Origin of the sequence: Micromonospora sp. AB353 (assembly GCF_049538395.1) — a bacterium.
Classification (GTDB): Bacteria; Actinomycetota; Actinomycetes; order Mycobacteriales; family Micromonosporaceae; genus Micromonospora; species Micromonospora aurantiaca.
Map to the genome: position 1 here is coordinate 15,332 of NZ_JBMVFV010000061.1, position 20,644 is coordinate 35,975.

Annotated in this window: 17 protein-coding genes and 1 pseudogene; 15 read left to right on the forward strand and 3 right to left on the reverse strand. The window is 73.8% G+C overall.

Annotated features, from left to right (window positions below; all coding sequences use genetic code 11):
• Positions 1-40: 40 nt before the first annotated feature.
• From ACPCK6_RS21980 to ACPCK6_RS21995, 4 genes are all read left to right on the forward strand, one after another.
• A complete protein-coding gene (locus ACPCK6_RS21980) occupies positions 41-652 on the forward strand; it encodes an RNA polymerase sigma factor (RefSeq protein WP_318334420.1) in 612 nt (203 codons plus the stop codon).
• Positions 645-1,358: a hypothetical protein gene (locus ACPCK6_RS21985; protein WP_396882463.1), complete on the forward strand. Its 714-nt coding sequence runs from the start codon at positions 645-647 to the stop codon at positions 1,356-1,358. The genes ACPCK6_RS21980 and ACPCK6_RS21985 overlap by 8 nt, the downstream gene beginning before the upstream one ends.
• Before the next feature lie 67 nt (positions 1,359-1,425).
• Positions 1,426-1,950: a hypothetical protein gene (locus ACPCK6_RS21990; protein ID WP_396882464.1), complete on the forward strand. Its 525-nt coding sequence runs from the start codon at positions 1,426-1,428 to the stop codon at positions 1,948-1,950.
• Between the two features lie 37 nt (positions 1,951-1,987).
• On the forward strand, positions 1,988-2,548 hold the full coding sequence (locus ACPCK6_RS21995) for a DUF5872 domain-containing protein (RefSeq protein WP_318334417.1): 561 nt from the start codon (positions 1,988-1,990) through the stop codon (positions 2,546-2,548).
• A gap of 67 nt (positions 2,549-2,615) precedes the next feature.
• Here ACPCK6_RS21995 and ACPCK6_RS22000 read toward each other — a convergent pair whose 3' ends face one another.
• Together ACPCK6_RS22000 and ACPCK6_RS22005 are read right to left on the reverse strand one after the other, a co-directional pair.
• Positions 2,616-3,809 (reverse strand): endo-1,4-beta-xylanase, encoded by a 1,194-nt coding sequence (locus tag ACPCK6_RS22000; RefSeq protein WP_396882465.1) that lies wholly within the window; start codon positions 3,807-3,809, stop codon positions 2,616-2,618.
• A 209-nt stretch (positions 3,810-4,018) separates the two neighbouring features.
• Complete coding sequence (locus ACPCK6_RS22005) at positions 4,019-5,023, reverse strand: LacI family DNA-binding transcriptional regulator (RefSeq protein WP_262011873.1); 1,005 nt, start codon at positions 5,021-5,023, stop codon at positions 4,019-4,021.
• A 177-nt stretch (positions 5,024-5,200) separates the two neighbouring features.
• Here ACPCK6_RS22005 and ACPCK6_RS22010 point away from each other — a divergent pair, with 177 nt between their 5' ends.
• The 9 genes and pseudogenes from ACPCK6_RS22010 to ACPCK6_RS22050 all read left to right on the forward strand — a co-directional run bounded on the left by ACPCK6_RS22010 (position 5,201) and on the right by ACPCK6_RS22050 (position 16,003).
• On the forward strand, positions 5,201-6,469 hold the full coding sequence (locus ACPCK6_RS22010; protein WP_396882466.1) for an extracellular solute-binding protein: 1,269 nt from the start codon (positions 5,201-5,203) through the stop codon (positions 6,467-6,469).
• Complete coding sequence (locus ACPCK6_RS22015; RefSeq protein WP_013286792.1) at positions 6,466-7,464, forward strand: carbohydrate ABC transporter permease; 999 nt, start codon at positions 6,466-6,468, stop codon at positions 7,462-7,464. Before ACPCK6_RS22010 ends, ACPCK6_RS22015 begins: the two co-directional genes overlap by 4 nt.
• Positions 7,461-8,327: a carbohydrate ABC transporter permease gene (locus tag ACPCK6_RS22020; protein WP_396882467.1), complete on the forward strand. Its 867-nt coding sequence runs from the start codon at positions 7,461-7,463 to the stop codon at positions 8,325-8,327. The genes ACPCK6_RS22015 and ACPCK6_RS22020 overlap by 4 nt, the downstream gene beginning before the upstream one ends.
• Before the next feature lie 39 nt (positions 8,328-8,366).
• Positions 8,367-10,691: a beta-xylosidase/alpha-l-arabinosidase gene (locus ACPCK6_RS22025; protein WP_423482075.1), complete on the forward strand. Its 2,325-nt coding sequence runs from the start codon at positions 8,367-8,369 to the stop codon at positions 10,689-10,691.
• Between the two features lie 149 nt (positions 10,692-10,840).
• Entirely contained in the window at positions 10,841-11,956 is a 1,116-nt protein-coding gene (locus ACPCK6_RS22030) for a glycosyltransferase family protein (RefSeq protein WP_355508061.1), read from the forward strand.
• Between the two features lie 102 nt (positions 11,957-12,058).
• A complete protein-coding gene (locus ACPCK6_RS22035; RefSeq protein ID WP_396882470.1) occupies positions 12,059-13,927 on the forward strand; it encodes a glycosyltransferase family 2 protein in 1,869 nt (622 codons plus the stop codon).
• Positions 13,921-15,075 carry a glycoside hydrolase family 26 protein gene (locus ACPCK6_RS22040; protein WP_423482076.1) on the forward strand — a complete coding sequence of 385 codons (1,155 nt, stop codon included), beginning with the start codon at positions 13,921-13,923 and terminating at the stop codon, positions 15,073-15,075. Before ACPCK6_RS22035 ends, ACPCK6_RS22040 begins: the two co-directional genes overlap by 7 nt.
• Positions 15,076-15,122: 47 nt before the next feature.
• Positions 15,123-15,326 (forward strand): annotated as a pseudogene (locus ACPCK6_RS22045) (hypothetical protein); the annotation flags it as partial.
• Positions 15,302-16,003 (forward strand): DUF1963 domain-containing protein, encoded by a 702-nt coding sequence (locus ACPCK6_RS22050; RefSeq protein ID WP_423482077.1) that lies wholly within the window; start codon positions 15,302-15,304, stop codon positions 16,001-16,003. The pseudogene ACPCK6_RS22045 and the gene ACPCK6_RS22050, both read left to right, overlap by 25 nt.
• Before the next feature lie 13 nt (positions 16,004-16,016).
• On the opposite strand, the gene ACPCK6_RS22055 is transcribed toward ACPCK6_RS22050, so the two are convergent.
• Complete coding sequence (locus ACPCK6_RS22055) at positions 16,017-17,342, reverse strand: aminotransferase class V-fold PLP-dependent enzyme (RefSeq protein ID WP_423482078.1); 1,326 nt, start codon at positions 17,340-17,342, stop codon at positions 16,017-16,019.
• 132 nt (positions 17,343-17,474) lie between these two features.
• Here ACPCK6_RS22055 and ACPCK6_RS22060 point away from each other — a divergent pair, with 132 nt between their 5' ends.
• Together ACPCK6_RS22060 and ACPCK6_RS22065 are read left to right on the forward strand one after the other, a co-directional pair.
• Positions 17,475-18,365: an alpha/beta hydrolase family protein gene (locus ACPCK6_RS22060; RefSeq protein WP_396882474.1), complete on the forward strand. Its 891-nt coding sequence runs from the start codon at positions 17,475-17,477 to the stop codon at positions 18,363-18,365.
• Between the two features lie 93 nt (positions 18,366-18,458).
• A partial coding sequence (locus ACPCK6_RS22065) for an AAA family ATPase (RefSeq protein WP_423482079.1) occupies positions 18,459-20,644 on the forward strand: 2,186 nt, incomplete at its 3' end.

Consider the following 20,644-nt stretch of genomic DNA (forward strand, 5'->3'; position numbering starts at 1 on the left):
CCCGCCACTCTTTCCGCCCCGGCACCCGGTCAAACGCCTGATGGAACCCGGCCGCCCCGGGCGGTGTCATGGAAGCGGACCGACGGCGGAGGCTGCCCTGGACGACGACGACCTCGTCACCCGCGTACGCGCCGGCGACCGGGAGGCGTACGACGCCCTGGTCGCCCGGCACACCGCGTCCGCGTACCGGACGGCGGTGCTGCTCGGCGCCGGTCCGGACGCCGAGGACGTGGTCCAGGAGGCGTTCGTGAAGGCGTACCGGAAGCTGTCCCGCTACCGGGCCGAGGCGTCGTTCCGGTCCTGGCTGCTCGCGATCGTCGCCAACGAGACCCGGAACCTGCACCGGACGCGGACCCGGCGCGACGGGCTGACGCTGCGCGCGGCGGCGGCGGACCCGGTCGCGGCGGTCACCGCCGAGGACGGGCTCGACGCGGTGCTGGCGGCCGAGCGCCGGGCCGCGCTGGTCGGGGCGCTGCGCCGGCTGCCCGCCCGCGACCGCGAGGTGATCGTCTGCCGCTATCTGCTCGACCTCGGCGAGGACGAGACGGTGACGGTGCTGGGGGTGGCCCGGGGCACCGTGAAGTCCCGGACCCACCGGGCGCTGGCGAAGCTGCGGGCCCTGCTGGACCGGGAGGTGGCGCACCGTGGATGACCTGGAGCGGGAGCTGCGGGAGCTGACCGGCTGGCTGGAGCCGGCGCGGACGCCGGATCTGACCGCCCGGGTCCGGGCCCGGCTCGACGCGCCCGCGCCGCGCCGCCGGTGGCGGTACGTGCTGGCCGCCGCGCTCGCCGCGCTGCTCGTGGCGGCGCTGCCGCCGGGGCGGGCCGCGCTCGCCGACGCGGTGACCGGGCTGCTGCGGTTCTCCGGGGTCGTCGTGGACACCGCGCCCGCCCCGCCGCCGACGGGTACGCCGTCGCCGCTGCCCGCGCAGCACGAGGTCGCCCTGGCCGAGGCGCAGCGGCAGGTGCGCTTCCCGATCCGGGTGCCGGCCCGGCTCGGCGCGCCGGAACGGGTGCTGGTCGCCGATCCGGACGGTACCGGCGCCCACCGGGTCGCCAGCCTGCTCTACCGGGGCGGGACGGTCCGGCTGGACGCCTTCGACGGCTCGCTCGACATCGTGTTCCACAAGCGGTCCCTCGGGGCGGACGTGACGCTCACCCACGTGGGTGGCGAGTTCGCGATCTGGGTCGGCGGCCCGCACGCGCTGGCGTACGTGGACCGGTCGGGGACGGAACGGGTCGCCACCGCGCGGTTGTCCGCCGCCACGCTGATCTGGGAGCGGGCCGGGGTGAGCTACCGGCTGGAGGGCGACCTCACCCGTGAGCAGGCGCTGGACGTCGCGTCCTCGCTCGAGTGAGTGCGGCGGGAACCTCGGGGCGCCGGGCGGTGTCCTGGTGACGAGAGCCGTCGACGGGGGAGGCCGGATGTCCGTTCCGAGAAGAGTCCTGCTGGTGCCGGTCCTGCTGCTGGCCGGGTGCTCCGGCCCGGCCACGGTCCCGGCCGGCGCGCCGGCGACCTCGGGGCCGGCCGCCACCGGGCCGGCCGTGCCGGCGGCCTGTGCCGAACGGCTGGAGACCGGCCGGCTGCCGGGCTGGGCGGACGCCGGGTTCACCGGCGACACCCGGGTGCGGCACGTGTTCGGCGCCCGGGGCGACATCGTGGCGATCCTGTTCGCGTACCCGCTGGTGCACGCGCGCGGCGACGGCGCGAACAACAAGATCCTCTGGGTGGCACGCCCCGAGCCCGGACGGTCCGAGCCGGCCTCGCGGACGCCTCTGGTGATCACCGCGACGCGGGACGGGACGGACACCCCGGTCGTCCGGGAGGTGGCGGGCGGACCCGGGCCGTCCATCGTCGACCTGCCGTCCGCCGGGTGCTGGCGGCTGCGGCTGGACTGGTCCGGCCGCAGCGACACGATGGATCTGGTCTACCGGCCGGCGTCCGGCTGACCGGCATGGCCGCTGCCGGTCCGGGTAACGCCTCGTCATGGCGAAGTACACCGAGCCGGAACTGCGCGAGCGCCTCAAGGCCGAGATCCGGGCCTCCGACAAGGGCGGACGGCCGGGGCAGTGGTCGGCCCGCAAGTCGCAGCTGCTGACGAACGAGTACAAGAAGGCCGGCGGGGGATTCGAGGGCCCGAAGGACGCACGGCAGCGCTCGCTGCAACGCTGGGGCGGCGAGAAGTGGCAGACCCGCAGCGGTGACACGCGCGCCCGCAACGGCGGCGAAACGCGGCGTTACCTGCCCAAACAGGCGTGGGAGGAGCTGTCGGAGCCCGAACGGCGGGCCACCGACACCCGCAAGCGCCGCGCGTCGCGTTCCGGCCGCCAGTACGTGCCGAACACCGGCCCGGCGAAGCGGGCCCGCCGGGACGCCACCGCCGCCGAGCAGATCAACGAGCTGCCGGTGACCGAGGCGGTCAAGCTGGTCCGTGACCTGGACACCCGCCAGCTCGACGCGGCGCTGCGCCGGGAACGCGGCGGCAAGGCCCGCAAGACGCTCATCGGACGGCTGGAGTCGGAACTGGGCCGGCGACGGGCGGCGTGAGCGCGTAGTCCCGTGGCGCACCGCGACCGGAAGGGCCGGCCCGCGGGCCGGCCCTTCCGCGCGACGGTCAGCGGCGCGGGTGCTGCGGGATGCGCGGCAGCACGTAGGGCGGACCGGAGAAGATCAGGTCGGCCTTCAGTTCGTGGTACGCGCGCTTCGGCTGGTAGTTCTCGTCGTAGACGGTGGCCAGGCCCTCCGGCGGGTCGGAGAACGCGCCGGGCACCCAGGAGTGCTTGTCGGTGAAGCCCCAGAGCGTGAACGACAGGCAGTGCCGCTCGGCCAGGCAGGCCTGCATCAGCACGCTGAAGTTCGCCGCGGACGCCTGCAGGCGCGGGTTGATCTCCGCGGAGTCGCCGGCCTCCACCCCCTCGGTGATCTGGCTGCGCACGTCCACCTCGGTGAGGGCCGTGGCCAGCCCGAGCCCGGCGAACTTGCGCAGCGCCGCGGCCACCTGGAGCGTGCTGAAGTTGCCGTACTGGGTGCCCAGGTGGCCCTGAGCGCCCACACCGTCGATCGGCACGCCCTTGGCCCGCAGGTCACGGGCCATGTCGTAGACGAACTGCGTCTTGTCGTCGGCCGGGTTGCCGGAGCCGAACGCCTCGATGTTGTAGTCGTTGTAGAACAGCAGCGCCTTCGGGTCGGCGGCGCGGGCCCAGCGGAACGCGTCGGCGATGTAGCCGGGGCCGAGGTTCTGCGCCCAGAACCCCTTGTAGTGCAGGGTGGACGGGGTGTCCCAGGGGTCGCTGACCGCCTCGTTCACCACGTCCCACTGCCAGATCTTGCCCTTGAAGTGGGTGACCACGGCGGTGATGTGCTCGCGCAGGATCTGGCGCAGCTCGGCCTTGCTGATCGAGCCGTCCGCGACGCCGCCGGTCAGCCACGCGGGCAACTGGTTGTGCCAGACCAGCACGTGGCCGCGGACCCGCTGGTTGTTCTTGCGGGCGAACTCGACCAGCTCGTCGGCCGGGCCCCAGTTGTAGGTGCCCCGGGTGGGTTCGAGGCTCTCCCACTTCATCACGTTCTCGGCGGTGACAGTGGAGAACTCGGACGCGGTCAGCTCGCGGTAGCGCGGCTCGGAGGCGTCGTTGAGGGCGGCCATGTCCACGGCGGTGCCCACGTACAGGCCGTGGCGCTTGGCCAGCTCGCGAAGGCTCTGCGCGGCCGGGTCGTACGGGCGTCCGGCCGTCGCGGGGACGACGTTGAGGGCGGTGGCGGTCGCGACGGCGACGGCGCCGGCGGCGAGCCATCGTCTCAGCTTCATGGTCGTTCCTTTCGGGAGGGTGCGCGCGGCCCGGGGGCCGGCGGTGGCGGTGCCGGAGACGCCGCGCCGTGGAACGGTTCGGCGGGCGCCGGGGTGGACTGACGAAGCGGCTTCCGAAACTTCCGATCAACCTTCCGGAAGTAGCCCGAAACATTACGGACGCCGATAGCCGTCCGTCAATCACCTGGCGGGGAGGGTGAGCCGGCGCCTCAGCGCAGCGGGTGGCAGGAGGCCCGGACGACCAGCTCGGTGGGGAGCTGGATGTGGGTGTCGCGCTCGACGCCGGCGATGAGGTCGATCAGCAGGCGCAGCGACTCGGCGCCCATGCGTTGCAGCGGCTGCCGGATCGTGGTGAGGGGCGGGTCGACCAGCGCCGACTCGGGGATGTTGTCGAAGCCGATGACCGACAGGTCCTCCGGTACGCGCAGGCCGAGACCGCGGGCCACGTCCACTGTGGAGATGGCCGAGAGGTCGTTGCCGGCGAAGATCGCGGTCGGCCGGTCGGCGAGCGCGAGCAGTTCGGCCGCAGTGCTGGCGGCGGTCTCGGTGCGGAAACCGCCCACCCGCACGAGCCGCTCGTCCACCGGCACGCCCGCGTCGGCCATCGCCTTGCGGAACCCGGCTTCGCGCAGGCGGGCCGACTCCAGGTCGGGCCGGCCGCTGATGTGCGCGATCCGCCGGTGCCCGAGCGACAGCAGGTGGTCGGTGGCCAGCACCGCGCCGGCGAAGTTGTCGGAGTCGACGGTGGGCAGGCCGGACGGGCCGGTGTGCGGGTCGACGGCCACCACGTGGAAGCCGTGCTTGGTCTCGACCACGGTCGGCGTCACGATCACCGCGCCGTCGATGAGCGTGCCGGACAGCCGCGCCAGGGAGCGCCGCTCCCACCCTATGGCCGCGCCCTCGCCGTCACCGCTGGAGTAGGCGAGCAGCTGGTAGCCGCTGCCGGCGACCTCGCGGGACGCGCCCTTGAGCAGCTCGGTGGAGAACGGCTCGAACTCGGCGACCAGGATGCCCAGCACGTTCGTGCGGTGGCTGCGCAGGCTCTGCGCGCCCAGGCTGGCCTCGTACCCGAGCTCGTGGATCACCTGCTGGACGCGCTCGACGGTGGCCTGCGCGACGCCGTACCGGCCATTGACGACCTTCGATACAGTTGCCACCGAGACGCCGGCCGTACGTGCCACGTCCGACATCTTGACGCGCTCCTGGAACACCACGCCGACGATGATAGAGGGCTCTCCCAGGGGGATCGAAGACGATGTCGAAAACGTTATCGATACCGATTGACTTCACGTTACGGCCCTGTAAAACTCCCCGGCAGGTAACCCGACTGAGTGGTCGAGGAGACATCTATGGTGATGAAGCGCCGTGCTGGCGCCGTCCTGGCACTGTTTGTGACAAGCGCTCTGCTGGCCTCCGCGTGCAGTGGTGGTGGCGACGAGGAGAAGGCCGCCGAGAGTGAGCTGTACAAGAACCCGGTGACGTTGACCTGGTGGCACAACGCGTCGCAGGACGGGCCCGGCAAGACGTACTGGGAGAAGGTCGCCAAGGACTTCTCCGCGGCCCACCCGACCGTCAAGATCGAGATCGAGGCGATCGAGACGAACCAGCTCCAGCGCACCCGGCTCCCCGCCGCGCTGCTGAGCAACGACCCGCCGGACATCTTCCAGGCGTGGGGCGGCGGCGAGATGCGCGAGCAGGTCGAGGCCGACTACCTCAAGGACATCACCGACCAGGTGAAGGGCGAGGTGGCCGACATCGGCAGCGCCGCCGAGATCTGGCAGGTGGAGGGCAAGCAGTACGGCCTGCCGTTCCGGATGGGCATCGAGGGCATCTGGTACAACAAGGACATGTTCGCGAAGGCGGGCATCACGGCGCCGCCGACCACCTTCGACGAACTCAACACCGCTGTCACCAAGCTCAAGGCCATCAACGTCGTCCCGATCGCACTCGGCGCCGGGGACAAGTGGCCGGCCGCGCACTGGTGGTACAACTTCGCGTTGCGTGCCTGCTCGGTCGACACGCTGAAGAAGGCCTCCAAGGACCGGACCTTCGACGACCCGTGCTTCGTCAAGGCGGGCCAGGACCTGAAGACCTTCATCGACACCAAGCCGTTCCAGAACAACTTCATCGCCACGCCGGGTCAGAACGATCCGACCAGCGCCAACGGCCTGCTCGCCAACGGCAAGGCCGCGATGGAACTGATGGGCGACTGGAACCGCGGCACGCTGGACACCGTCGCCACGGACAAGGCGGCCCTGGGCAAGTTCCTCGGCTGGTTCCCGGTGCCGGCGATCTCCGGCTCCGCCGGTGACCCGAAGGCGGCCCTCGGCGGCGGCGACGGCTTCGCCTGTGCCAAGAACGCCCCGGCCGAGTGCGTCGAGTTCCTCAAGTACATCGTCAGCCCCGAGGTGCAGAAGGGCTACGCCGCCACCGGCACCGGCCTGCCGGTCGCCAAGGGCGCTGCCGACGGCGTCACCGACCCGGCGCTGAAGTCCATCCTGGAGGCCACCTCCTCGGCCACCTACGTGCAGCTCTGGCTGGACACGGCCTTCGGCAGCACCGTCGGCACCGCGATGAACGACGCGATCGTCGCGATCTTCGCCGGCAATGGGACACCTGAGAAGGTCGTCTCGGCCATGAAGGCGGCCGCAAGCAAGTGACGTCCGCATCGCAGACCCGTACGCCCGCCGTCGGCGCGCAAGCGCCGCCGGCGGGCCTCCGGCCCGGCGCACGGGCCGCCTCCCGCCGCGCCGAGACCCGTCGCAAGTGGTACGAGATCATCGGCCTGACCACGCCCGCGATCGTCATCTACGTGATGTTCGTGCTGGTGCCGATGGGCTTCGCGTTCTACTACAGCCTGTTCCGCTGGCGCGGCGTCGGCCCGCCCACCGAGTACGTCGGCTTCCGCAACTACACGCTCGCCTTCCAGGACCCGATCTTCCTCGACGCGCTGCGCAACAACGCGATCATCGTGTTCGGGTCGCTGCTGATCCAGGGCCCGGTCGCGCTGGGCATCGCCCTCCTGCTCAACCGCCGCTTCCGCGGGCGCTCGGCGTTCCGCCTGCTGGTGTTCGTGCCGTACGTGCTGGCCGAGGTCACCGTCGGCATCATGTGGAAGCTGATCCTGACCGAGAACGGCACGCTCGACGCGCTGCTGCAGTCGATCGGGCTGGGCGGCCTGGTGCAGGCGTGGCTGGCCGACCTGGACGTGGTGATCTGGACGCTGCTGTTCGTCCTCACCTGGAAGTACGTCGGCTTCGCCATCATCCTGCTGCTCGCCGGCCTGTCGAACGTGCCGCAGGAGCTGAACGAGGCCGCGGAGATCGACGGCGCGAGCTGGTGGCAGATCCAGCGCCACGTCACGCTGCCGCTGCTCGGCCCCACCATCCGGATCTGGATGTTCCTGTCGATGATCGGCTCGCTGCAGGTCTTCGACATGGTCTGGGTGACCTCGGTGCCGGCGGTGCGCTCGCTCGGCGCCTCGGCCACCATGGCGACGTACATGGTGGACAACGGCTTCTTCGCCCGGCTCTGGGGCTACGGCAACGCGGTCGCCGTGATCCTGTTCGCCATCTCGTTCGTCGCGGCGCTGCTGTTCCAGCGTTTCCTGCTCCGCCGGGACATCGAGGGCGCCATCACCCGGAAGGGGAAGTGACAGTGGCCGTGAACTCCGTATCCGCCCCCTCGGCCGGGCGCCGGCCGGTGCAGTGGAGCTCGCCGCTGACGTACGCGATCGCGCTCGCGGTCGCGGCCGTGTCGATCGCACCCGTGGTGTACGTCGTCGTCGGCGGTTTCCGGACCACGCCGCAGATCGTGGACGACCCGGCCGGCCTGCCGGACCCGTGGGTCTGGGACAACTACTACCGGGTGCTGACGCAGAGCGACTTCTGGATGCAGGCGTTCAACAGCGCGGTGGTCGCCCTCGGCACCACGCTCGGCGTGGTGGTGCTCGGCATGGCCGCCGCGTTCGTGCTCGCCCGCTACACGTTCCGGGGCCGCGAGGGGCTCTACACCTTCTTCACCCTCGGCCTGCTGTTCCCGGCCGGCGCGGCGATCCTGCCGCTGTACCTCATGCTGCGCGACCTGAACCTGATCAACTCCTACTACGCGGTGATCCTTCCGCAGGTGGCCTTCTCGTTGCCGCTGACGATCGTCATCCTGCGGCCGTTCCTGTCGGCCATCCCGCGGGAGCTGGAGGACGCGGCCGCCATCGACGGCGCCGGCCGGCTCGGCTTCCTCTGGCGGATCGTGCTGCCGCTGTCGCGGCCCGCGGTCGTCACCGTCGGCATCCTCGCGTTCGTGGCGAGCTGGAACGCGTTCCTGCTGCCGCTGCTCGTCCTCGGGGACGTCAATCTGCACACTCTGCCGCTGGGCGTGCAGAACTTCTCCAGCCAGTACACCACCGACACCGCGGGCGTCCTCGCCTTCACGTCGCTGGCGATGTTGCCGGCGCTGCTGTTCTTCACCCTGGCGGAGAAGCAGATCGTGGGCGGCCTCCAGGGCGCGGTCAAGGGCTGAGCGGCAGCGGCACCAGCACAACCAGTGGAAAGGCACACCATGACAGAGGTCCACGCGGTGGTGGACGGGCCGGTACCGGCTCAGGCAGGCTCGGACCACGACCGGCCGGACGGGCCCGACGCCGAGACGCGCGTACGGGAACTCCTCGCTCGCATGACGATCGAGGAGAAGGTCGCGCAGCTCGTCGGGTTCTGGGAGAAGGAGGACGGTGAGGCGGTCGCGCCCCTGCAGGGCGAGTTCGCCGACACCGGCCGGCTCGACGACTTCTCCCGGCACGGCCTGGGTCACCTCACCCGCGCCTACGGCACCCGCCCGGTCGACGCCGCGGCCCGCGCCGCCTGGCTGTGGAAGTTCCAGCGGGACCTGGTGACCGGCACCCGGCTGGGCATCCCGGCCATCGTGCACGAGGAGTGCCTGACCGGCCTGTCGGCGTGGAAGGCGGCCACCTTCCCGACCCCGCTGGCCTGGGGTGCCGCGTTCGATCCCGACCTGGTCACCGAGATGGCGGCGGCGATCGGCGCCTCGATGCGCGCGCTCGGCATCCACCAGGGACTGGCCCCGGTGCTGGACGTGATCCGGGACCCGCGCTGGGGCCGGGTCGACGAGTGCATCGCCGAGGACCCGTACCTCGTCGGCACCATCGGCACCTCGTACGTGCGGGGACTCCAGTCGCAGGGCGTGCTCGCGACGCTGAAGCACTTCGCCGGCTACTCCGGCTCGCGGGCCGGGCGCAACTTCGGCCCGGTGCACGCCGGTCCCCGGGAACTCGCCGACGTGCTGCTGCCGCCGTTCGAGATGGCGATCCGCGACGGCGACGCGCGCAGCGTCATGCACTCGTACGCGGAGATCGACGGCGTGCCGGTCGCCGCCGACCCGACCATGCTCACCGGCCTGCTGCGGGACCGGTGGGGCTTCGACGGGACGGTGGTGGCCGACTACTACGGCGTCGCCTTCCTCAACCTGCTGCACCACGTCGCCGCCGACAACGCCGACGCGGCGGTGCAGGCGCTGAGCGCGGGCCTCGACATCGAGCTGCCCACCGGCGACGCCTTCCTGACCCTGACCGAGACGGTGCGGGCCGGCCGGGTCGACGAGGCGCTCGTCGACCGGGCGGTGCTGCGCGTCCTGCGCCAGAAGCAGGAACTCGGGCTGCTCGACGCCACGTTCGACGACGAGCCGCCGGGCGCGATCGACCTCGACTCGCCGGAGCACCGGTCGATCGCGCGCCGGCTCGCCGAGGAGTCGGTGGTCCTGGTCGCCAACGAGGGCGTGCTGCCGCTGCCGGCGGGCCGCCGGGTGGCCGTCGTCGGCCCGAACGCCGACCGGCAGGGCGCGCTGTTCGGCTGCTACTCGTTCCTCAACCACGTGCTGGCGCACCACCCGGGCGTGGAGACCGGCTTCGAGGTGCCTACCGTCCTGGAGGCGGTACGCGCCGAGTTCGGCGCCGACGAGGTCACGTTCGCGGCCGGCTGCGAGGTGGACTCGGCGGACCGCTCCGGGTTCGACGAGGCGGTCGCCGCCGCGTCCGCCGCCGACGTGGCGGTCCTCGTCGTCGGCGACCACGCCAGCCTGTTCGGCCGCGGCACCGTCGGTGAGGGCTGCGACCGGGACGACCTGGAGCTGCCCGGCGTGCAGCGCCAGCTCGTCGAGGCGGTGCTGGACACCGGCACCCCCGTGGTCCTCGTGCTGCTCACCGGCCGCCCGTACGCGCTCGGCTGGGCGCTGTCCCGGTGCGCGGCGGTGGTGCAGACCTTCTTCCCGGGCGAGGAGGGCGCCGGTGCGATCGCGGGTGTGCTCTCCGGGCGGGTCAACCCGTCCGGCCGGCTGCCGGTCAGCCTGCCCGGCTCGGCCGGCGCGCAGCCGTACTCGTACCTGCACCCGGAGCTGGGGGCGGGCATGAACGGCACCAACCTGCCGGCGACTCCGGTGGCGCCGTTCGGGCACGGGCTGTCCTACACCACGTTCGGGTACACCGACCTGACCGTGCCGGCCGAGGTGCCGACCGGCGAGGCGCTGCGGGTGTCGGTGCGCGTGACGAACACCGGCCCGGCCGCCGGTGACGACGTGGTGCAGCTCTACGGCCGCGACCTGGTCGCCTCGGTGACCCGGCCGGTGGCGCAGCTGCTCGGCTACCGGCGGGTGCGCCTGGAGCCGGGCGCCTCGGTGACCGTCGAGCTGACCGTGCCGAACACGCGGCTGGCCTTCACCGACCGCACGCTCACGCGGGTGGTGGAGCCCGGAGAGGTCGACGTCTGGGTGGGCACGAGCGCCCGGCGCGACGTCCAGGCGCGGACGACGCTGACCGGCGACACCGTCGAGATCACCGCGGCCTCGCCCCGCTGGACGACCACCGACCTTCGCTGAGCCGGGTCCGCCGGTCGTCCACGGGGCGGTCGGCGGACCCTTTCATCTCATATTGGTGTTATGTCGTTTTTGGCTCAGTAGGCTCCAGGATGTCATCCAGCCCCGGCTGGATCCCGGTCGCCGGCACCCACAGGGATGCGTGAGTCACGATGATGGACGCGGACACCATGGTCCTGCCCCGGCTCGGGGACGCCGCGGTCGAGGACCCGTGGGGCGAGGACCGGCCGCGCCGGGTCACCGCCCGCGCCGCGACCGCCGCGTGGCGCTGGCGGATCGCGGCGTGGCTGCTGCCGGCAGCGGTGATGGGCGCGCTCGGCGCCGCCCGGATCACCGCGTCGGCGCCGAGCGCCGGAGAACTCGCGACCCGGCGCGCGGCCACGTCGCCGTGGCCGGGGATCGGCGCCGCGCTGACCGGCGACGAGGTCGCGCTCGGGCCGTACCACCTGCTCCTGCGTGGCTGGGCGGCGCTGTTCGGCGCGGCGGACCTCGCGCTGCGCGTACCGTCGCTGCTGGCCATGATCGGGGCCGCGGCGCTCGTCGGCGCGCTCGCCGCCCGGATCGCCACGCCCGCCGCCGGCCTGGCGGCCGGGGCGATCTTCGCGGTGCTGCCGACCTCGATCCGGTACGCGCAGGAGGCGCAGCCGTACGCGCTGGCGGTGTTCGCCGCCGTGCTCGCCACCTGGCTGCTGGTGCCCGCGCTGGACCGGCCGGGCCTGCCGCGGCTCGTGCCCTACGCGGGCGCGGTGCTGCTGCTGGGCCTGTGCCAGCCGGTGGCGTTGTTGCTGCTCGCCGGCCACGGCTGGACCGTGCTGGCGTTCCGTCGCCGCGTCGCGGTCAGGTGGCTGGCCGCGGTGGTCCTCGGGCTGCTCCCGGTCGCCGCGCTGCTCGCCGCCGGCCTGCGCGACGGCGGTCATCTGGCGTCCGGCGTGCGACCCGGCGCCGCCGTGCTGGCGGCCACGCCCGGCGACCTGTTCGGCGTCGCCGCGCTCGGCGGCGTGCTGGCCGGGCTGGCCCTGTTCAGCCTCCCGTTGCGGTACGCCGCCGCGATCTGCACCGCCTGGGCGCTGGTGCCGGCGCTCGGACTGCTGGCGCTGGCGCAGGCCGTGCCGGTCTGGTCGGCGGTGAACCTGCTGTTCACGGTGCCCGCCTGGGCGGTGCTCGGCGGGGTCGCCCTGTCCCGTGCGCGTGCCGTCGGGGCCGTCGCCGTGCTGGCTCTCGTCGCGCTGCCCGCCGTGGCGGCCCAGCTTCCCGGGCTGACCGTCTGACCCGTCGACGAACGGGCGATGTCTGCCTGATTCACCCTTTTTGCGGTTGATTGTCGGCTTAGCATTCGGTCGGCTCCTGAGCCTGCAGACCATGGGGGAAACGTGGCAGTCGCCGCCGATACACGCCCGTCCCGCGCCACGACGGCCGGGCCGCCGGGCGCCCGCCCGATCGCACCCGTCCCGCCCGGGACGCCGGCCGATCCGGACCGCCGGCAGCGCAACGTCCGCGCCCGCCTCGCGTACGCGCGGTGCGGCGCCACCGCCGGCCCGCTGCGACCGCCCCGCCGCCCCGACGCGGCGGTCGAGTTCCGCCCCACCGCCTCGGTCGCCGCGCGGCTGGTCCTGACCCTGCTGGTGCTCGTCAACAGCGCCGCCGGCCTGGTCTTCGTCGGCTGGCTGCTGCTGCCCCAGCACGTGCCCGGGCCCGGCGTCGTCGGGCTCGGCGGCTGGCAGACCGTCGCCGCCCGGCTCGCGTTCTGCGTCGTCGTCGGCGTCGAGCTGATCCGCCTGGCGCAGAACGTGGTGGTCTGGGTCTTCGCCTACCACGCCCGGGACCCGGTGCCCGTCGACCCGCCGGTCGGCCTGCGGGTCGCCCTGCTCACCACGATCGTGCCGAGCAAGGAGCCGATCGAGGTCGCCGAGCGGACACTGCGCCGGCTGCGGGAGATCGTCTACTGCGGGCGCGTCGACGTGTGGATCCTCGACGAGGGCGACGATCCGGCGGTCCGGGCGATGGCCGCGCGGCTGGGCGTCCGCCACTTCACCCGCAAGGGCCGGCCGGAGTACAACCGGCCCGGCGGCGAGTTCCGGGCCCGGACCAAGTCCGGCAACCACAACGCCTGGCGGGCCGAGCACGAGCACCGCTACGACGTGGTCGCGAACGTCGACCCGGACCACGTGCCGCTGCCGAACTTCCTGGAACGCACGCTCGGCTACTTCCGCGACCCGGACGTCGCGTTCGTGGTGACCCCCCAGGTGTACGGCAACATGCACCAGAACTTCGTCGCCCACGGCGCCTCGGTGCAGCAGTACCTCTACAACGGGCTGATCGCCCGCGGCGGCAACGGCCTGGACGCGCCGCTGCTGACCGGCACCGGGCACCTCTACCGCCCGGCGGCCTGGCGGACCATCGGCGGCTACCAGGACTCGATCATCGAGGACCACCTCACCAGCATCCGCGTGCACGCCGCCGTCAACCCGGCCACCGGCAATCGGTGGAAGGGCGTCTACACCCCGGACGTGGTGGCGCTCGGCGAGGGACCGACCTCCTGGGCGGACTACTTCAACCAGCAGAAGCGCTGGGCGGCCGGGATCTGCGAGATCCTGCTGCGCCGCGAGCTGCGTACGCCGCGCGACCTGCCGTCCCGACGCCGCTGGCAGTACCGCCTGCTCCAGTTCTACTACCCGAGCGTGGCGGTGAGCCTGCTGCTGGGTAACGCCGCCACCGCGCTCTACCTGCTGACCGGTGTCGACGCGGGCCGGCTCGACCCGCAGGTCTGGGCGACGCTGTGGGGCTCCACCGTCGGCACCTGGTTCCTGCTCTGGCTCTGGCTGCGCCGCTTCAACATCGCCCCGCACGAGCGGGAGGAGGTGGGCATGGCCGGCATGGCGCTCGCCCTGTTCGCCGGACCGGTGTACGTGGCCGCCGCGGCGGGCGCGCTGCTGCGCCGCAAGCTCGGCTTCGTGGTCACCGCCAAGGGCGCGCTGCGCACCGTCGAGTCGGTGCGTACGTTCCGGCTGCACCTGTGCTGGGCGCTCGCCGCCGCCGGGCTGCTCGCGGCGAGCTTCGCGCTGGAACACGACTACCCGCTGCTGCGGGTCTGGCCGGTGCTGACGCTGCTGACCGGGCTCGCGCCACCGCTGATCTCCTGGGTGGAGAGTCTGCGGGCCCGCCGGGACCGGGCCGCCGAACCGGCCCGGGAACCGCAGGTGGTGCCCCGGACCGTGACCGAGGGCGGCGTGCCGTGCTGAGGCCGACGCTGCCCCGGATGGGCCTCGCGCTGGCCGGGTTGCTGCTGCTCGCGTACGCCTTCGTGGTGGCGCCGGGCGCGTGGCGCGACCCGGGCACCGACGCCGCGGCCCGGCGGCCCGCCCCGGCGACGCCGCAGGCGAGCACCGACGTGCCGGCGGCGGTCGCGCCGAGCCCGCGCGGCGGGCCGTTCCCGCCGGCCGGGCAGGCGTTCGTCGGCGTGATGACGGACAAGGGACCGTACGACTTCGCGCCGGTCGACAGGTTCGCCGAGGCGGCCGGGCGGTCGCCGCAGGTGATGCTCTTCGGCGCCGACTGGGCGTCGGCCGCGTTCGACCGGAGCCTGTTCGACCGGATCGCCGAGCGGGGCATGATGCCGATGCTCGGCTGGGAGCCGTGGGACCACACGGTCGACAAGGCGGCCCGCCGCACCGGCCTGACCGACAGGCAGATCGACCGGTTGCGCGCCACCCAGCCGGACTACCGGCTGGCCCGGATCGCGCGCGGCGACTTCGACACCTACCTGCGCTCCTGGGCGCAGGGGGTCCGGTCGCTCGGCTACCCGGTCGCGATCCGCTTCGCGCACGAGATGAACGGCGACTGGTACCCCTGGTGCGAGCGGGCCAACGGCAACCGCCCCGGCGACTACGTCCGGGCCTGGCGGCACGTGCACGACGTCTTCACCGAGGCCGGCGCCACGAACGTCACCTGGGTGTGGAGCCCGAACGCCCGCTGGGACAAGACGACCGCCGGGGTCACCGGGCTCTACCCGGGTGACGAGTACGTCGACTGGGTAGGCGTGACCGGCTACTACGGCAGCGGCGCGTTCACCAGGACGTACTGGTCGTTCGACCAGATCTTCGGCCCGACGATCGCCGAGATCCGCAAGGTCACCGGCAAGCCGCTCGTGGTCACCGAGACCGGCGCCGCCGACGCCGCCGGGCACAAGGCGCGGTGGATCCGGGACACGTTCCGTGCGCTGCCCCGCTATCCGAACCTGATCGGGCTGATCTGGTTCGAGGTGGACAAGGAGAAGGACTGGCGCATCGCCGGCTCACCGGCGGCGGCGACCGCGTTCGCCGAGGCGGTGGCCGCCGAGCGCTACGACGTCACCTGGTCACCGGCGGTGCGGCCGCGTACCGGGCCCTGATCCCGGCCCACACTCCATGTCGGACGGTCCGGCTATTCTCCCCGATCATGAACGAGAGAGATCAATTCCGGCGGGCGGCGATCGAGCAGGGCGTACCCGAGGACGAGGTGGCCCGCTTCGCGGAGCTGATCCGCTTCCAGGTCCACGCCGGTCAGCGAGCGGGGGGCGTGCACGCCGGGCGACGGGGCGGGCGGCCGCGTCTGCCGGTGGGCATGCCGTGGCCCACGTGCTCGGAGGGTTTCCCGTTGCCGTTCCTGCTCCGGCTCGACTGCGCGGCGCTGCCCCGGGTTCCGGATCTCGCCCTGCCGGCCGACGCACGCTGCTGTTCTTCCTCGACCAGGAGAGCGCACGGGACGCCTGCGGCATCGAGGCCGAGCAGGAGTTCGCGCGGGTCGTGTACGTCCCGGCCGGCGCCGAGACGGCCGACGGTGAGTACGTCGTGCCCGCCGACACCGACATGGAGCCGTTCCTCGCCCCCGAGCACGAATTGCACGCCGGCCTCCAGGCGGAACTGCCGGACTGGCTGGACCGCTCGGAGGAGTGGCTGAGTGCCACCCAGATCCAGCTCCTGCGCGACATGCCGCACCGCAAGGAGATGAGCGCGCTGGTCGAGCAGCTCTGGCCGGAGCGGAACTGGCACCTGCCGGACGACGTCTTCGTCGGCGGCTACACCATCTCCGCGCAGGATCCGCCCGAGACGTTCATGGTGGACCCGGAGCGGGTTCAGCAGGGGTGGGCCCTGCCCCGCGCGGAGCGGATGGTGGCCCGGTACGAGGAAGAACAGCGGATGATGCGCGAGTGGGTGCCGCTGGCCCAGTTCGGCGTACCGGACGAGGAGTACGTCAACGCGCGGTTCCTGATCCGCCACGACGACCTCGCCGCCCGGCGGTTCGACAGGGTGCTGTCCTTCTGCGAGTTCACCGAGTGACAGCCGGGCCGGCTCAGACCAGCGTGCGGACCGCCCGCAGCGCCGAATCCACGTCCTGCTCGCCGTTGGCGATCGTCGCGCCGAAGCGCAGGTACGACGGCCGGTAGGGGGTGCTGCTGGCGATTACCCCGGCCGACCGCAGCCGGTCCACCGCCCGGTCCGGCGGCACGCCGGGCACCTCGCAGCAGACCACCCCGGCGGACAGGTCGGCGGCGCGCGGCGTGACCAGCCGGACGCCCCGGATCCCGGCCAGCCCATCCTTGAGCCGGTCGGCCAGCTCCCGGGTGCGTGCGGCGACCCGGGCCGGGCCGATGCGCCGGTGGAACGCGAACGCGTCGGCGAGCGCCCACCGGTGCTCGAAGCTGTGGTAGCCGCCGGGCGTGTGCGCCTGGCCCGGCGGCACGGACGCCCCGCCGGTCCCGCCGCCCATCCAACGCCCGATGGCCCGCCCGTCGAAGGTCGGGATCACCGGCGTCATCCGCGCCCACGCCCGCTCGGCGGCCCAGACCAGGCCGGTGCCGCGCGGCCCGAGCAGCCACTTGTGGCAGCCGGAGACGAGCACGTCGCAGCCGAGCTGCTCGGGTGTGGAGGCGTCGGCACCGAAGCCGTGCACCGCGTCGAGGCAGAGCAGCGCCTCCGGGCTGCGCTCGCGGACCGCCTCGGCCAGCCGGCGTACCGGCAGTTTCACGCCGGTGCTGGAGTGCACCCAGGTCAGCGCCACCACCCGGGTGCGGGGCGTGAGCGCCGCGGTCAGCCCGGCTACCATCTCGTCCGCCGTGGCCGTGGCGGCGTCCCGGTAGAGGCGGGCCCGGCGCACCGTCAGCCCGTCGCGTTCGGCGCGCAGCCGCAGCGACTCGTGCGTGGCGTAGAAGTCGTGCTCGGTGGTCAGTACCGCCTCGCCCGCTCGCAGCCGGATCGCGCTGTAGACCAGGCCGAGGCCCATGGTGGTGGAGTCGGTGAGCGCGATCTGCTCCGGCCGGGTGCCGAGGTGCCCGGCCGCCGCGTCCAGCACCGCGCGGTCCAGCCGTTCCTCGTGGAGCCCCAGGTAGCCCGAGGCGTCCCGGTCGAGGCCGGCACGGTGGACCGCCACGGCGGCCCGTACCGGGGCCGGGTGCGGGGCGAAGACGAACGTGGCCAGGTGTGCCCGGGAGGGGTCGAGCGCGAACTGGGCGCGGACGCTGTCCCAACTGGCCGGATCCAGGGCGGGCGCGTCGTCCGGCGCCGCGGTCCCGCCCGCCGGGCGGTCCGGCTCGCAGCCGGTGGCCAGGCCGGTGACGCCGGCCGCCGCTGTGGCGCCGAGCAGGTGCCGCCGGGTCAGGTGCCGTCGCGTCGGGTGCATGGGGCAATCGTCCGCCGTGCATGTCACGGCCGGGTCACCGCCGGCGGACCGGTGATTTCACCGATGCGCATGGGCGGCCGGGCATCGATGCTGACGCATGTCGATGTAATTCCGGCGCAAGGAGTGACCGACGTGCCCACCACCACCCGTTCCCGTACCCCCGTCCGTGTCCTCGCCCGCCTCGCCGTGGCCGCGCTGCTCGCCACCGGCGGCGCTTTCGCCGTCCCGGCCGCGGCGAGCGCGGCAAGTCCCTACGAGCGCGGCCCGGCGCCCACGAACGCCATCCTGGAGGCCAGCCGCGGCCCGTTCGCCACCTCGTCGACAAACGTCTCCTCGCTGAGCGTGACCGGCTTCGGCGGCGGCGTCATCTACTACCCGACCAGCACCGCCGAGGGCACCTTCGGCGCGGTCGCCATCTCGCCCGGCTACACCGCCTCCTGGTCCAGCCTGAGCTGGCTCGGTCCGCGGATCGCCTCGCACGGCTTCGTGGTCATCGGCATCGAGACCATCACCCGGCTGGACCAGCCGGACAGCCGGGGCCGCCAACTCCTGGCCGCGCTGGACTACCTGACCCAGCGCAGCTCGGTGCGGGGCCGGATCGACTCGTCCCGGCTCGCCGTGGCCGGGCACTCGATGGGCGGCGGCGGCAGCCTGGAGGCGGCGGCGGCCCGGCCGTCGTTGCAGGCCGCCGTCCCGCTCGCACCGTGGAACCTGGACAAGACCTGGTCCGAGGTACGGGTGCCGACGCTCATCATCGGCGGCGAGTCCGACAGCGTGGCGCCGGTGGCGACCCACTCGATCCCGTTCTACACCAGCATCCCGTCGTCGTCGGAGAAGGCGTACCTCGAGCTGAACAACGCGAGCCACTTCTTCCCGCAGACGACGAACACGCCGACGGCGAAGCAGATGGTGGCCTGGCTGAAGCGGTTCGTCGACGACGACACCCGCTACGAGCAGTTCCTCTGCCCGGGCCCGACCGGGTCGGCGATCCAGGAGTACCGCAACACCTGCCCCAGTTCCTGATCCCCTCCGCTCCCGGGGTGGTCGCCACGGCGGCCACCCCGGGAGCGTGTCCGCCTCTTTTCCGGCGGGTTGCCCATCTGTGACACTGCATGCATGGTTTCTGCATCGACAGTGCATATAGACCTGTGGGGCCGGGACGACGAGTGCGACGCGATCCGCCGGCTCCTCGACTGCGACGACGGCGGCGCGCTGCTGTTCCACGGGCCGCCCGGCTCCGGGCGCAGCGCCCTGCTGGCGTACGCCCGCAGGTGGGCGGGGAAGCGCGCGGTGCTCGCCGGCGCCGGCCTGGCCGACGAGGCGACACTGCCCTACGCCGGGCTGCACCGCCTGCTCGACCCGGTGCTGGACGCGGACACCGCACTCCCGGTGCGGCAACGCCGGCTGTTGCGCCGCGCGCTCGGCGGCGACGGGTGCCCGGCCGAGCAGCGCCTGGCCCTGGCCGCCGCGGTGCGGTCCCTGCTCGCCGCCGTCGCGGCGGGCCGGCCGCTGCTGTGCACGGTGGACGACCTCGACACCGGCGATCCGCAGAGCGCCTGGACCCTGGCGGTGGTGGCGCGCCGGCTGCGCCGGCTGCCGGTGGCGATGCTGCTGACCGCCACCGCACCGGCCACCGTCGACGGCGTACCGGCCCACCGGCTGCGCCCGCTGGACGCCCACGAGTGCCACGCGATGCTCGCCGGCCGGCGGGAGCGGCCGCCCGTGGCGGTGGCCACGGCGCTGGCCGCGCTCAGCCGGGGCAGCCCGGCGGCGCTGGCCGACCTGGCCGGCACGCTCACCCCGGCCCAGTGGCGGGGCGAGGCGCCGTTGCCCGGCACGCCGCCGGTGGACGGCGCGCTCGCCGCCGCGTACCGGGCCCGCCTGGACCGGCTGCCCGTCCCGACCCGGCGGATGGTGCTGCTCGCCGCGCTCGACCCCGGCGACGACCCGGGCACGCTGGTCCGCGCCGCGTGGGCGGCCGGGCTGACCGTCGAGGCGCTCGCCCCCGCCGAGGCCGCCGGGCTGCTGCGTACCGGACCCGGCGGGGTGACGTTCCCGCACCCGCTCGCCCGCACGATGATCACCGCCGTCGCGCCGCTCGCCGACCTGCGCGCGGCGCACCTGCTGCTGGCCGGCACGCTCGCCGAGGGCACGCTGGGCCGGGCCCTGCGTCACGCCACCGCCGCCGACTGCCCGGCCGACGTGCTCGCCGCCGAGCTGACCGCGGCGGTCGACGAGGTGCCGGACCGCGCCGCCGCCGCCGTCGTGCTGCGCCGGGCCGCCGAGCTGAGCCCCGATCCCGGCCGCGCCGCCGAGCTGACCATCGCGGCGGCGCGGTGCGCCTGGACCGCCGGCGACCCGGACCAGGCCCGGGGGCTGCTACGGCGCCTGACCGCCGGACCGGCGCCCGGTCGGGCCGACCTGCTCCGCGGCGAGATGCAACTGCGCTGCGACGCGCCCGCCGCCGCAGTCGCCACGCTGCTGGCCGCCGCCGACGCGGTCGCGCCGGCCGACCGGCGGGCCGCGCTGCTGGCGCTGGTCCGGGCCGGCGAGGCCATCTGCGTCACCGGCGACCAGTACCGGTACGCCGAGGTGGCCCGCCGGGCCGAGGCGCTGCGGCGGCCCGGCGACCCGCCCGACCTCGACCTGCCGGCCACGTTCGCCGCCGGTGTCGGGGCGACGCTGCGCGGCGACCACGCCCGTGGTGGGCCGGCGCTGCGCCGTGTCGTCGTCCTCGGCGGCCGGTTGACCGGTCCCGCGCTCACCCCCGGCGCGCTCGTCTGCGCCGCCGCGGCCGCCCTGCTCGTGGCCGTGGACGGTCCCGCGCACCGGCTCGCCGGCCGGGCGGTCGAGGTGGCCCGCTCGCGCGGCGAGCTGTCCCTGCTGCCCCGGGCGCTGGAACTGCGGGCCGTCGCCGAGTACTGGCTGGGCCGGCACGAGGCCGCGGCCCAGACCGCCCGCGAGGGCGTGCGCGCCGCCCGCGCCACCGGCCAGCACGTCTGCGCCCAGGTGCACCTCGGCATCCTTGCCGTGCTGGCCGCGGTCCGCGCCGACCGGGACGCCGCGCTGGCCCGGATCGCCGAGATCGGCGACGGGGCCGCGCCGGGGAGCCGGCCCGACGCGTACGCCCGCTGGGCGCTCGGCGTGCTGGACCTGATCGACGGCCGGTACGCCGACGCGGTGGCCCGGCTGTCCGCGCTTGCTCGCACCGGCACCGGCCGGGGGCAGGTGCTGGTCCAGGTGATGGCCACGCCGTACCTCGTCGAGGCCGCCGCCCACGACGGCGGGCGGCCGGCCGCCGT

What these genes read in the sequence shown, in the direction of transcription:
- ACPCK6_RS22025 (WP_423482075.1), top strand. Translation starts at nt 8,367, where the DNA reads ATGACAGAGGTCCACGCGGTGGTGGACGGGCCGGTACCGGCTCAGGCA.
- ACPCK6_RS22030 (WP_355508061.1), top strand. Translation starts at nt 10,841, where the DNA reads ATGATGGACGCGGACACCATGGTCCTGCCCCGGCTCGGGGACGCCGCG.
- ACPCK6_RS22055 (WP_423482078.1), bottom strand. Translation starts at nt 17,342, where the DNA reads ATGCACCCGACGCGACGGCACCTGACCCGGCGGCACCTGCTCGGCGCC.
- ACPCK6_RS21990 (WP_396882464.1), top strand. Translation starts at nt 1,426, where the DNA reads ATGTCCGTTCCGAGAAGAGTCCTGCTGGTGCCGGTCCTGCTGCTGGCC.
- ACPCK6_RS21995 (WP_318334417.1), top strand. Translation starts at nt 1,988, where the DNA reads ATGGCGAAGTACACCGAGCCGGAACTGCGCGAGCGCCTCAAGGCCGAG.
- ACPCK6_RS22000 (WP_396882465.1), bottom strand. Translation starts at nt 3,809, where the DNA reads ATGAAGCTGAGACGATGGCTCGCCGCCGGCGCCGTCGCCGTCGCGACC.
- ACPCK6_RS21980 (WP_318334420.1), top strand. Translation starts at nt 41, where the DNA reads ATGGAACCCGGCCGCCCCGGGCGGTGTCATGGAAGCGGACCGACGGCG.